The 13,795-nt window shown below is 47.7% G+C and carries 11 protein-coding genes; all 11 read right to left on the minus strand.

Going from position 1 to position 13,795, the window contains the following annotated elements; all coding sequences use genetic code 11:
* Positions 1-951: a WxcM-like domain-containing protein gene (locus AB7A72_RS13540; RefSeq protein ID WP_369460280.1), complete on the minus strand. Its 951-nt coding sequence runs from the start codon at positions 949-951 to the stop codon at positions 1-3.
* Entirely contained in the window at positions 944-1,888 is a 945-nt protein-coding gene (locus AB7A72_RS13545; protein WP_369460281.1) for a glycosyltransferase family 2 protein, read from the minus strand. The genes AB7A72_RS13540 and AB7A72_RS13545 overlap by 8 nt, the downstream gene beginning before the upstream one ends.
* Positions 1,885-2,982, minus strand: a complete 1,098-nt coding sequence (locus AB7A72_RS13550; RefSeq protein ID WP_369460282.1) for a DegT/DnrJ/EryC1/StrS family aminotransferase — start codon at positions 2,980-2,982, stop codon at positions 1,885-1,887. Before AB7A72_RS13550 ends, AB7A72_RS13545 begins: the two co-directional genes overlap by 4 nt.
* Before the next feature lie 22 nt (positions 2,983-3,004).
* Positions 3,005-5,071, minus strand: a complete 2,067-nt coding sequence (locus tag AB7A72_RS13555) for a hypothetical protein (RefSeq protein WP_369460283.1) — start codon at positions 5,069-5,071, stop codon at positions 3,005-3,007.
* A gap of 84 nt (positions 5,072-5,155) precedes the next feature.
* Complete coding sequence (locus AB7A72_RS13560) at positions 5,156-6,424, minus strand: glycosyltransferase (protein ID WP_369460284.1); 1,269 nt, start codon at positions 6,422-6,424, stop codon at positions 5,156-5,158.
* On the minus strand, positions 6,421-7,524 hold the full coding sequence (wecB, locus tag AB7A72_RS13565) for a non-hydrolyzing UDP-N-acetylglucosamine 2-epimerase (RefSeq protein ID WP_369460353.1): 1,104 nt from the start codon (positions 7,522-7,524) through the stop codon (positions 6,421-6,423). Before wecB ends, AB7A72_RS13560 begins: the two co-directional genes overlap by 4 nt.
* 3 nt (positions 7,525-7,527) lie before the next feature.
* The gene (locus AB7A72_RS13570; protein WP_369460285.1) at positions 7,528-9,768 is read right to left on the minus strand and encodes a methyltransferase domain-containing protein; all 2,241 of its coding nucleotides are present in this window, start codon (positions 9,766-9,768) and stop codon (positions 7,528-7,530) included.
* On the minus strand, positions 9,765-11,084 hold the full coding sequence (locus tag AB7A72_RS13575; RefSeq protein ID WP_369460286.1) for an ABC transporter ATP-binding protein: 1,320 nt from the start codon (positions 11,082-11,084) through the stop codon (positions 9,765-9,767). Before AB7A72_RS13575 ends, AB7A72_RS13570 begins: the two co-directional genes overlap by 4 nt.
* Positions 11,074-11,892: an ABC transporter permease gene (locus tag AB7A72_RS13580; protein ID WP_369460287.1), complete on the minus strand. Its 819-nt coding sequence runs from the start codon at positions 11,890-11,892 to the stop codon at positions 11,074-11,076. Before AB7A72_RS13580 ends, AB7A72_RS13575 begins: the two co-directional genes overlap by 11 nt.
* A gap of 33 nt (positions 11,893-11,925) precedes the next feature.
* On the minus strand, positions 11,926-13,356 hold the full coding sequence (locus AB7A72_RS13585; protein ID WP_369460288.1) for a mannose-1-phosphate guanylyltransferase/mannose-6-phosphate isomerase: 1,431 nt from the start codon (positions 13,354-13,356) through the stop codon (positions 11,926-11,928).
* 26 nt (positions 13,357-13,382) lie between these two features.
* Positions 13,383-13,736 (minus strand): DUF2304 domain-containing protein, encoded by a 354-nt coding sequence (locus AB7A72_RS13590; RefSeq protein ID WP_369460289.1) that lies wholly within the window; start codon positions 13,734-13,736, stop codon positions 13,383-13,385.
* Between the last annotated feature and the right edge of the window lie 59 nt (positions 13,737-13,795).

The raw sequence follows: 13,795 nt of genomic DNA on the forward strand, positions 1-13,795 counted from the left end.
TTAAGAATGATGTTTCACGACACTGGTAAATTCCGAATAGTCTCGAATGTAGTCTTTTGCATCATAAGCGTGAGATGCAAAAACCAACAGCACCGCATCTTTGGAATACTTATACTGGATACCCCAAGTCAGCGGAGGAAGATGAAGTCCTTTACCTGGAGTATCCAACAGCACTTCCGCTCGATGATTGCCGTCGTCCACAACGACCGAACAGGAACCCTTGACGCAGATTAGAAACTGATGGCATTGATGATGCGCATGTTCCCCACGCGTCTTGGTGCTGGGTACATTGAAAACCAAAAAATACCGCTTAACATCGAATGGAATCTCGGTAGGAATTTCACCCACTGAGAGATCTCCCCGCATGTCGCCAACGACTTTTAGGGCATGAAGCTTGACTGCACCCACACCAACGCTGACAGGACTACCCAACTGAGGTGAGGTCGCCGGGACAACCGTAGATGCGCCTGATGTTACCGATCCAGAAACGTAACCAACTATCTGGGCAGGGTTTCCAACCACAATCGCAAAAGGAGGTACATTTTTTGTAACCACCGCACCGGCACCTACCATGGCGCCACGCTCTATGCGAACACCTGGAAGAATGATAGCCCCTCCACCAATAGATGCACCTTCGCAAACTACCGTCTTGGAGAAATGCTCTGGATACTGTTTTGAGCGGGGGAATTTATCATTAGTGAATGTGACATTGGGGCCTACAAATACGTCATTTTGCAGATGAACTCCATCCCACAAATAGACGCCAGATTTCACCGTGACCCGGTCTCCAAGGACAACATCGTTTTCTACAAAACACTGAGCATTGATATTGCAATCCTTGCCAATTTTTGCACCAGCCAAAACAACCACATTCTGCCAGATGCTAGTGCCCGCGCCAATTTGTGCACTACCCACTTCTGCTGTTGCGTGAATCTTAGGCGTATCAGTCATGGTGTTTTTCAAAATTATTGAAGATAAGAGAGGTGACTGCAAGTGGTCGTTGCTTACTGTTCTCGTAGGTTCGCCAAGCATAGGTACCAACAATCCCTAGGCTGAACATATTAAGTGCGCCAAAGAAAAGTACGACAAGCAGGGTAGCTGTGTAACCTGGCACAGGAATATCACCGACGATCTTTGCCACAAAAACCATGACCATCAACAGCACGGAGATGAGGCAGCCGATGAATCCAAGACGTAACAGTGCCCGGATAGGAGCATCAGAAAAGGCGAAAATGCTGTCTAGCATGTAATCCAATTTCTTGCGAAACGTCCAACCTGAAACGCCCTCCTGTCGCGCCTGCCGAGAATAGTCAATCAGCTTACGCCTAAACCCGAGCCAGAAAATCAAGGCAACCAAGGATGACCGTGACTCTTGCAACTGCAGTAGCTCATCGCGAAATTGTCGATTGCAGCCAAAGACATCTACGCCTCCTGAGGGCATATCTTTGACAACATATTTGCGATAAAGAGACCAAAAAGCTTGCGAGGCAATTCGGCTCAGAAAAGGATCATCCCGGCCAGTTCTGGTACCAACCACGACATCGCATTCGTCTTTTTGAAGTGCCTCTGCAAACGAAATCATCAGCTCTGGAGGCTCTTGCAAATCTGCAGCCATCACTCCAAAAAAATCACCTCGGGCAGCTTTCAGCCCCGTGCGGATTGCGGCAAAAGAACCAAAATTTCTAGAATGCAGTAACAACTGGGTTGCAAATGGAAGTGTGTGCAGTGACTCTCTTAACAGACCAAATGAATTGTCAGGGCTGCCGTCCACTACAAAAACAACTTCCAATTCACATTGAATCGAGTTTTTAAGCTCGGCCAGTGCTGAAATGAGGCGAGGCAATGAGGCCTCGTTCTTATACACAGGAATTACAATGGAGAACATCATGGTTTCCAAGTATTAACTGCATGCACGACCTGCTCCACTTGTATATGAGTCATTTCCGGATAGCACGGCAGCGTCAATATCTCTTGACTCAGTTGCGCTGTATTCTTCAAATGCAGAGATTTGTATTCATCCTTGAATACAGGCTGCTGATAATCAGGAATGGGGTAATGAATATCGCTAGCAATACCTGCACTTTTCAAGTGCTCGCGCAGCGAATTCCGTTGCATGGAACGAACAACGAACAGATGCGCTACATAGCTATCATCATTAACCTGATCACAGGTCACGTTAGCGTTATTAATTTCAACGCAATATGTCTTGGCAATATTTCTTCTCAAACTGTTACAAGCATCAAGTCCAGGCAAAAACTCGAGCAATATAGCTGCTTGAATTTCGTCCAACCGACTATTTCGGGCATTTCCCAGCTCAACCTTGTATTTTGATGACCATCCATACTGGCGTAAGCCTTGGACTTTCTGGGCCACTTGATCGCTGTTCGTAATAACGGCGCCGCCGTCTCCAAGTGCACCAAGATTCTTTGTAGGGTAAAAGCTGAAACTTGCAGCTGTACCAAAGGAGCCAACTCGTCGGCCATTGATGCGTGCACCATGTGCCTGCGCGCAATCTTCCAGAAGCGCCACACCCTTTTTGCTGCAGAGAGAAGCGATGCTCTCAATCTCAGTAACAGCCAATCCGTACAAATGGGTAACGACCACTGCACTCACCCCAAATGAAAGCGCTTTCTCCACTTCTTGAAGCGTGACATTATGGGTAGCAGTATCGACGTCCATGAAATATGGACTAGCTCCTATCGCTAACAGAGCAGTGGTCGTATACATGCCGGCATTCGCAACAGTTGCCACAGTGTCACCTTCGCTTACCCCCATGGCCCTCAAAGCCAGCTCAATCGCATCCGTGCCGTTAGCCAAGCTAATACAGTGGCGCGCCTCAATATATTGCGCAAATTCCTGCTCGAACCGTTTGACCTCTGGCCCGAGTACCACCCAGCCGCTATTTATCACACGTGCAACCGCACCTGAAATTTCAGATTTATGTTTATTGATACGCTCGGATAGATTATTAATTTGCAACATATAGATTCTCCGTCTGAATCATTTAATACTGTGTTAAGCGTGGAAAATAAATTTCTGTTCTTGAGGCCTGCACCCAGGATTCATCAAAGATCCTATCCTTACTAGACAGCGTGAACTCGAGCTTCCCACAGGTGTTCTCAGGCGCTATATTCTTAACAACTACATTCTTTATTTTTCCATCATCAGGGAGCCTTTGGAACCACACCTCACGGCCAGAGAAATATAGGCTCAGTTGAAATGCACCGTCTACTTGAGGATTAACATAAGGCATGACATACCCAAAACGGAAAGATGTTTTTTCCCTAACGCATAGCTCTTTTGCGGCCGAAATTTGAACTGGCACTTCTGTTGGGTGGGGACTCAGGAGTGTAAATCCCAGCTTTCCAATCCCATTGCTTCTACCGGTGTATGCGTTTTTATCTAATTGCAGTGGCGGCGAATACGAAGGCAACCGTTCATTTTCAACCTTTAGCGAAAATGGAGACAATACCCTTCCGTCCTCGGGTTTGTATGCATTAGACGACAATAGCCAAAGAAATGCAGCACCCAAAAGTATGGTTGCACTGCCCAATTTGAAATAGAACTTGAGTCGAAAACTAGAGTCTTCCGTAACTTCAGAGACTCTGTACTGCGAAGCAATGATAATTGAACTAAAAAACCAAAAGGGAAAAAGATATCTGGACTGGGCTTCACCAACTGTAGTAAGCGCACCGATCAATATACACAATAGTGACAGCGAAAATATTGTTGATATGCTTTCATCTTTCTTTAGTGCTGACTTCAGTTTTATTAGCAATAAAAAGCATATTATTAAAGATAATATTTTGTTATAGTTTACAATATTTTTCAGAAGAACCGGCGACTGAACATCCATACCATTCTGATAGAAGTAATGTTGTCCACCCAGGTAGGCCATCAGATTGGTTTTATAAATTATCCCATAAATTCTAAACTCTGGTTGCAGAATATAATCTGACAGCAGGAGCGATAGTGCGGTCTCTTTCTGAGCTTTTGGCGGCAATTCTCCAAGAAGTCCATTTCCGAAATTATGTGCATAAGCGTAAGTACCAGGGGAATATCCTGGAGAGAGCGACGCTATGCGCAAATATTTCAGATAATTAAGGGAGTCGGAATTAACAATCAGCTGTGTATGCTTTAGAACAGCATTACCCGACAAGAAAACAACACATGCCACGACCAGCATTGCCCAATACGATACATGTCTGCTGGTACTTTGTTGATCGGATTTATTCTTAATAGCGTAGATAGCGAGAGTAACAATCCATGCAACAATAACGAGTGCACCTAACTCTCGTTGCATATCAAGCATTATGCACAATAGCCCCGCTACTACGCCCATAGCCAAGGTGAAAGGAAGAGATTTACGTGCTTTATAAAAGAAGATTACAATAACAAAAAATATACAAGCAATGATAAACAAACCCCAAAGATCATGAGTCGGTATCTTGAGTGCAAAAAGTGGCTCAGCGCAAGCCATCCACAAAATGGTGAATATTTGAGCAACATAGTGACCACGGGTTTTCTGCAAGATGCTGTAGCCTATCAACATGATGCCAATTAGAAAACACGAATTGGCTATGGGCACGATAACCGGATTATTTCCAAAAATATAAACCAGCGGCAGCAGAATGGGCAGAACCCGTTGCTCATAAATATCATTAGGAATTAATCTACCTTGCGCCGACATTTGCCCTGCGATATTCCACATGTGCTGAAAATCACTGACCCAGTTCGCATGAACCACACTGTAGTAAAACCATTGGATTGCGAGCGAAACAACAACTGAAACACCAATGAAAAGTACAGGATTGATATGCTTTCTTCTATTTATAAAACTATACAGGGTAAAAATAAATAAGAAGAGAACGATGGCGGAAACAAAATAGCTTTTGACTTCAAGGCCATTGGAAACTAAATCAGCTAGGATGGAGTTTCCATACACAAATACGCAAATAATTGACAAGAGACCGCAAAAGATGCTGATGAACACTATCGCGCTTGACGCGATCAATTCATTAATCATCAAAAATGATGATTTTATTATGCCTTGCTTGGTATATTTAGACATGATGGCATTTTATATTCAGGGATTTATAATTATTAAAGAAATCGGCAGATTTATATCTCTCACATTAAAGCAGCACCGGTTTCATCATATAAGCAATTGAGAGATCACTTTACGATACAGAGTCGCCTTTTGCAGCCAAGTATGGCATTGAATTAGCGACTCCTCTCTGTGCTTTACAAGTGCAGTTGGGTCAGCCATCCATTGTTCATGGAGGGAGGAGAGCGCAAGGGCTATCTCTTGGGACTTATTCTTGATGACAACACCTGCTTTAGTCCTGTCAATGAGCACAGCGCCGGGATCCGTCGATTCGCTGGTCTGAATGTGCAGAATTGGGGTGCCAGACCCCAGATACTCATAGATCTTGCCGGGGATCTGGTAATTCTGCACGTTACCAATGTTGATCAATAGATCAGCGCGACGCTGCCACTCCAGACACTCACTATGGTTCTTCTGGCCCAAAAACTCAACGCCCTGGATGCCGTCAAAGAGGGGCTTGAAGCGGCCATTGTTGCCAATGATATGAAAAGTGAAATCGACCCCTTGCAGCGTGCGTAACGCATCAGCGAGCTGCGTGGGATTTCTGAAGTCACTGTAGAAGTTACCAGTGAAGCAAATGCTAAAACTAGCGTTGGCACTTTTTTGCTCAACAGGTGCGGATGCAGGAAACCCTTGAGAGATTGTCGACATCCGCTCTCGCAGATGAGCACCATGCCGCTCCACCAGCAATTCAATGACCTTGTCATCTGTGACCACCACATGGTCTGCTTGGCGCATGATGCGGCGCTCCACGCGCAGATCGATTCCCCTGCGCCAACGCGGAGAGTAAGGTGTGAGCAGCGGGTCGCCCAAGTCCACGACCCACGGCAGCTTCGCCCTTTTCGCATACAACCCTACGAAGATATCTACCGCAGGTTCGTGCGAACTCAGCACGATGTCGTACCGATTCGCAGCCAAGAGCTCCTTGAGTTTCTTGCGCGCAAAAAAATACCATTCGCTTCGGATGTCGGGATAGACAACGCGGTTGAGCAGATCTCGAGCGATCCCATAAGCTCTAGACAGCAGCGATGGCTTAGCCGAGGGCGCAACCGATGCTTGGTCGTTAGACACTGAACTTTGCGCTGCAGCACGCTTGGCTGCATATTCACCAAGGCCAATGAATGGGCCTGGCCAAACCCGGTGAGTAATAACGCGTCGATCCAGCGCCAACGGAAACGCCTGATTGGGAGCAATGTCTGGGCAGATCACCTCTATCTGAACCCCCTGTGCGACCAATTCGTTCGCTAAATGGAGCCAGCGCAAAGACTGCGCCGCCAAAATTGGGGGAAACTCATAGGCGATCAGCAGAACCTTCACAGAAGCTGCTCTTGAAGTAGACGAGCGATGCGCTCAGCAGCGTGTCCATCACCGTAGGGTGATACACCTCGCGCCATTGCTTTGTAGGCTGCTTCATCGTCAAGCAAGCGTTGGGCCTCAGCGACGATCCTGTCGTAGTCGGAACCCACCAGTTTGACAACACCTTCCTCTACAGCTTCTGGCCGCTCGGTTTCCTCACGCAGCACCAACACCGGCTTGCCCAGAGCGGGCGCTTCTTCCTGAACCCCGCCGGAATCAGTGAGGATCAGATAGGCGCGCTTCATGGCCGCGACAAAGGGCGCATAGTCCAGCGGCTCGCACAAGGTGACGTTCGGGATATGCGCCAGATACTCATACGCCACATCCTTCACATTTGGATTGGGGTGAACCGGATAGAGAAACTCTACATCCGGATTGTTTTGCGCCAACGTCTGCAATGCGCGGCAGATGTTGCGGAACGGTGCGCCAAAGTTCTCTCGCCGGTGAGAGGTCACCAGCACCATGCGCTTGTCTGCCGGCAATGTGATGCCCAGATCCAGATCTCGCTGCGCGGTGGCCAGCAAGGCGTCCACCACGGTGTTGCCCGTGACGATGATGTCTGAATCAGCTATTCCATCTTTCAGCAAATTCTGGCGCGAGCCCTCTGTGGGGGCAAAGTGCCAGCGGGCCAACTTGCCCGCGATAACGCGATTGGCCTCTTCGGGGAACGGATTCTGCATATCCCATGTGCGCAGGCCGGCCTCCACATGCCCGATCGGAATACGGTGGTAGAAACAGGCCAACGCCACGGTCATGACCGTCGTTGTGTCGCCTTGAACCAAGACCACATCTGGCTTCTCTGCCTTGAGCACTGTGTCCAGCTCCAGCAAAAGGCGCGCAGTGAGTTCCGTCAGCGCCTGGTTGGGGCGCATGATGTTCAGATCGATGTCAGGCTGAATGTCGAAAAAAGACAGCACCTGGTCCAGCATCTGGCGATGCTGGGCTGTTGCCAACACGCGCACGTTAGCCCACGGCTGCTTGCGCAGCTCGAGGATCACAGGGGCCATCTTGATCGCTTCGGGACGCGTGCCGACGACGCAGAGAATATTTTTCATTCGAATACCTTAGTTCTTCATACCGGCGATCAGGCTTGCGGCACGCATATCCCAACTGTTCTCATCCGCAAGCGCAGATAGGCGCTTTTTAAATGCAACGTCATCCTTGATGGCAATGGCTTGGTCGATGGCTGTGGATAGCGCATCTGCAGAAGCTCCGTGAAAAACTTCTGGATATCGAACACATTCAGCCATGTCTGAGGTAACCACGACTGGTTTTTCCAAAGCAAAATATTCAAAAAGTTTTAACGGTGAAGTGGTTTTTGCAATATCTCCTGGTTTAAACGGTATCAGACACACATCGAAACTCATTCCGTAGGAGGGAAGTATTTTATAGTCCACCGTCCCCAAATAAAGCACATTATCTGCCTTGGGTAAACTATCTATCCCACCATAGTAATCAGGACCAATAAACACAAAACCCACATCACTTTTCTGATGGACAAGCTCAGCAATAGTTTCATACCAGAGCCATGGCGCAAGCGCACCAAAATATCCAACTACGTACTTAAATTTCCTCTTGAAATCCATCAATGATTCAGGAAGCTCTCTAGTTTTATGCAGAGGGTTACGATAATGGAGTATATCTACGCCATTTTTTACCATAATAGTTTTATTATCGCCAACTTTTGATTCTGCTTCATCGTACAGTATTTGCGCAGATGCGATAATATAATCCGCCCCACCGGAAAAGGCAAAATCCTTCAGGGATATTAGATCTTTTATATTTTCATTTCCAGATATTTCTGCATCAATATGGTCAATGTATTCATAAAGCACGGTCCCTTTGGCACGGAGTTTTTTAATATTTTCCACAGATGTTGCATATGCAGTGGAATATATTGAACGAATCACATCATCTATTTCATCGACCTCACTACAATTAGTGATCCATACATTTTTCTCAACCTCCCGAAAGCCGTTAACATCATCCGCTGCCCAATTCTCCGTCCGGTATATAACTAAATAGCCTTGCCGAGCCATTGCCACCGCTATATGCTGTGGACGCTGATACAATGGGACATTCCAATCAATCACGGCCTCTTGGATAAATATTCCTTTATACCGACCACGATGTGCCAATATGTTCTTGGTAAAATTCTCCCACGAAATATCACGTAGATTATTGAACTGCTCTATATTCTTCGACAACGGATGTGCGACGGGATTAACTCTATGAAGAATGGATTTTTGCAATCCAGCTGGCAAGCTCAGAAAAGCCGGTGTTCCAATTTTACTGACCGATTTATATAAACTCCGCAGTGGTGATGTAATTCGCCAAGATGCAGATGCTCGAAAATTTTTAAGTTCATAGCGCAACTGCGACGATTCTGCATCACGTAACGCGATTTCCTTTTGCAAACTATCGAGCTTAATATTATTTTCTTGCTGTATCTTCGTAAAGCTATGCTTCGCCTGCTCGTTTTCCTCAAGAGCGAGCTTGGCTTGCTCAATCTCCACACGGGCATGCATAGATTGCTCTTCAAGCCTATTGCACCTACCTTGAAGATCTGCCAACTGCACTTGGAGGTCAGAATTCATTTTCTGAGACTCAGTCAGCTCATTTTTGAAGCTGTTGGAATTGTCGCTCTCAATAGAAAGCTCGCGCAGTGAAAGATTTAATTTTTCCACCCAATCGTCTTTAGCATAGACGAGCAATACCTGCTCACCATTCCAAAAATCATGAGGTCCCGATACTTTAGTCCATACTAAAGAAAAGCCATTGTCTAATTTTGCAGGTATATTTTGGGGTAAAAATGTATACTCATGCTCATCGATACGGTTTAGTTCTTTATATGGAAGCAAAAGTACAATCGCTTTCCGTGCACGTTTTTCCAGTTGCTGCAAAACGGCGTAAGGATCAGAAAAGTGCTCCAGTGTGTTGGATGAAAAAACAATATCAAAGGGTTGAGAAGATGCCTCAGCGCTCAACCAATCACTGCATTCAAAACTGATATTCGGATATTTTTCTTTGGCTTTTTCGATGGCTGCTGGAGAAAAATCAACACCAAAAAGATTGGCTGCCGGTACGTAGCTCGCCCAAACATTTGTTCCTTCGCCTTGGGCGCAACCCCAATCCACGACAGTTAGCGCATCTTGGCGAATCGTTCGCAGCAACCACTCTGGAATTTCTTGAAGCGCCAACCATGCAAAACCCCTAGACTGAGCAGGCCCGTTTAAGGAGTCCCAGTCTGAGGAAAACCGCATATCCCAATAAGGTTGAGAGTTGATGTTTTTGGCAATGGTCATGGTGTTAGCTGGATAGATGATTTTTTGATGGAGGGCTGAAACAACCCAAACATGCGGTGCTCTGACTCAGAGGCAAAATATTGCGCACCCTCTATATATTCATAGTAATGTATGTCTCTGTGCTGCCTGTTTTCCACCGCGACCACCAACAGGTACTTTCCCTCAGTGAGATGGTTTGTAAACTCAAACAAAACTTTGACATTTCCACTATCAACAAAGGCTAGCTTGTCAAAATCATGTGTTGTGGAGACAATAAGATCAGTACCTTTAAGGTCTTTGATCGAAAATGCCAGACTTATATTCTCCAATGGTAGGTCTTTTGGGATATCAACTTCGATCACAACCTTCAGCCTCTCCCCCCAGGAGAATACATTTTTTTGGGCCAAATGCTCGTCTACTATTTCAGCAGATTTTATAATTCCAACTTGTGATCCCCAATGGGTGATGGGTTTGAGGGAATTTTCTTCTACCAATGATTGAGGCGAATCGGTTGTCGGAGTATCCATCCCGGCATTGGCATCTGCAATTTGACTCGCATGTTCATCAGCCACTTCGTCACGAAACATATATGCCGTGTATCTGCCTGTGACTGGAAACACATCACCATCGTCAATCAACTTACCTTGGTTGATCCATATGGCGCGTTGACAGAGCGTACGAACTGATCCTACATCGTGGCTTACAAATAAGATAGACGAGCCTTGCGCTTGAATGTCCTTGATACGGCGCATGCATTTGGCGGTAAATCGAGCATCACCAACCGCCAATGCCTCATCAACGATAAGAATTTCTGGATCGACATGAATTGCCACCGCAAATGCCAAGCGTGCATACATTCCACTGGAATATGTTTTAACGGGCTGATCTAAAAAATCCCCTAGCTCGGAAAAATCAAGCACATCTTGCATTCTTGACTCCATTGCCTCACGAGGAATCCCCAAAATAGCAGCATTCAGATATGCATTTTCGCGACCGGTAAACTCCGGATTGAAACCAGCACCTAGCTCCAAAAGTGCAGCAATGCGGCCCTGTACATTGGCTTCGCCTGTTGTGGGCCTCAGAGTCCCACAGATCAATTGCAAGAGAGTAGATTTTCCGCTGCCATTTTGGCCAATAATGCCTACCGTTTCTCCTTTGCCGATACTAAAGGATACATCCTGCAAAGCCCAAAATTCTCGATAGTACTTCTTTGACTGGTAATTTCCCAGCTTTGCCAGTCCTTGCGCCAAATATTGTTTTAGTCGATCGCGAGGCTCGCTATATATCTCATAGCATTTACCGAGATTGCTTACCTCAATGATGGATTTAGAGGACATCAGCAAAACCTCCTCGGGTTTTTTGAAACCAGGCAAATCCAATTACAAATACAAACAAAGCAATACCGGTCTGTTTTAGCCACATTACCCATAGAACCGGCTTCCCCCACAACATGACGTCCCGAGCAGTTTCAATTGCAAAGGTCAAAGGGTTCAACTGAAGCAGTTGTCGATAATCAGCAGGAATAGAGGCAGTTGAGTAAAAAATGGGGGACAAAAACATAAGTATCGTGATGCTGATTGCAATCACTTGAGGTGTATCTCGAAGATAAACACCCAAGGAGGCTAGCATCCACGAGAAACCTAAAGTCAACAGCACAATTGGAATCATGACCAGTGGTAATAGAAAAATAGTGATTGGCGGAATCCCAAAAAATGCAAAGTAAAAGACTAGCCAGACAAAGATGCTTGCTACAAACTGAAAAAATGCTGATGCGACAGTGACGTATGGCAATATTTCAATGGGAAAAATAATTTTTTTCACATAGTTTATATTTCCTACGATGAGAACTGGTGCGCGACCTATTACCTCCGATACCAAACTGAAAATAATAAGCCCCGCAAACAGCACCAGCGCGAACTCTGTCTTTGAACCACTTCCGCCCGCCCACTTGGACTGAAAAATCACACTAAACACAAATGTGTATACTGCCAACATCAGAAGTGGGTTGAAAAACGACCAAAGTAGACCTGCTGCAGACCCCTTGTAGCGACTTGCTATTTCTCGTTTTGCCAAGTCAAAAATCAACCTCCGGTGTTTTAAAAAGGAAGTGAATGGCGAAATGATGCTGACTCGATCACTAGACATAAAGCTCTAAAAATATTTCTTATATTTGCGATTTTAGTAATCGCTTTGAATTCGAACAATATCGTCTTCGCCGAGATAAGCGCCCGACTGAACTTCAATAATCTCCAATGGGAGCTTTCCCGGATTGGAGAGGCGGTGAACATGACCTAAAGGGATAAATGTCGACTCGTTCTCACCCAGCAAGAAGGTCTCCTCCCCCTTGGTCACCTGTGCGGTACCTTTCACCACAATCCAATGCTCGGCACGGTGGTGGTGCATCTGCAGGCTCAGCTGTGCGCCCGGATTGACGACGATGCGCTTGACCTGGAAACGGCTACCGCTGTCGATGCTGTCGTACCAGCCCCAGGGGCGGTGCACCTTGCGGTGGGCCGAGGCCATGCTGCGGTTCTGGGCCTTGAGCTCAGCCACCACCTTCTTCACATCCTGGGTGCGCGCTTTATCAGCGACGAGGACCGCATCGGCGGTCTCGACGATCACCACATTGTCCAGTCCCACCGTAGCGATCAAGCGGCTTTCCGAAAAAAGCAGGCTGTTGCGGGTATCGATGGCCAAGGTTTCACCGCTGCCGGCATTGCCTTGTTCGTCACGCGGCAAAACATCCCACAGCGCATCCCAGGCCCCCAAATCGGACCACCCTGCATCCAGCGGTATGACGCATGCGGGAACGCCCAACTCAGGGCGAACCGGCAGCTTCTCCATCACTGCATAGTCGATGGAGTCCGATGGGCAGGAGGCAAACATGTCGGCATCGGGGCGTATAAAGTCCAAGTCGCGGCTGCTCTGCGCCATGGCCTGCTCACAGGCTTGCAGCATGGTGGGCTGCAGCACAGCCATGGCCTTGAGCCACTGGTCGGCACGCACCATGAACAACCCGCTGTTCCACAGGTACTGACCACTTCGCAGGTAGTGTTCAGCTACTTCCAACGATGGTTTTTCAGCAAAGGTCTGAATACCAAAGGCGCCGTGGCCAGCAGCAGCGCCCTTTTGGATATAGCCATAGCCCGTCTCAGGCCGGTCAGCCACAATGCCAAAGGTGACCATCGCGCCTTCACTGGCCAGCGGCCAGGCCGCTTCCACAGCACGATGCAACTCCTCCGGCCGGGTCATCACATGGTCTGCGGGCATGGCCAGAAGTACAGCATCGGCCTCTGCCACCAAAGCAGCCAAGGTCAGCGCAGGTGCGGTATTTTTTCCCGCAGGCTCCAGTACCAGCTTGGCGTCGGTAATCCCCTGCTCCTGCAGTTGCTGTGCAGCCAAAAAGCGGTGGTCGGCATTGCAGACCAGCACTGGGCTGGTTTGAACGATCGCAGAGTGGACGCCCTGCAAACGCCTAGCTGTGTTCTGCAGCATGGACTGGCCATCACCGCCCAGGCTTAGAAACTGCTTGGGATGGTGTTCACGCGAGAGGGGCCACAGGCGGGTTCCACTGCCACCGCAGAGGATGACAGGCGTAAGATTTGACATTCAAATAATCTCAGTGGATGGGCGTCCTAGCGCTTCTCATCGGCCGTCTGCTGATTCTTCAGCTGCAGCAGCGCCAAACTTTGGTTGAGGCGCCGCACCTGCCGCTCGATGCGGGTGTTGACCATGTCCGCATGCAACGCTTTGATGAACAAGACGCCAACGGCGCAGACCAGCAGCAAGGTCGGTGAATAACGGATGCCCAGGCCATCGGCAAAGTGGTCGAGCATGCGCGGCCACACGCCCAGCAGCACGGCCAGCAGCGCGACGGCCATCCAGAAAAGGCCCAGGCGCAAATACAGCCTGTCACCCCGGATCAGAAACAGAATCACAGCGGCAAAAAGCACGCCCAGGACTGTGGTTGTAATTTGATAATTGGCCATTCCAACCTTGATTCACAGGGACATGGCATGAGGCCAAGATAAGGCCAAAGCGAAGCATG

This window comes from Comamonas sediminis (genome assembly GCF_041107495.1).
Taxonomy (GTDB): Bacteria; Pseudomonadota; Gammaproteobacteria; order Burkholderiales; family Burkholderiaceae_C; genus Comamonas; species Comamonas sediminis.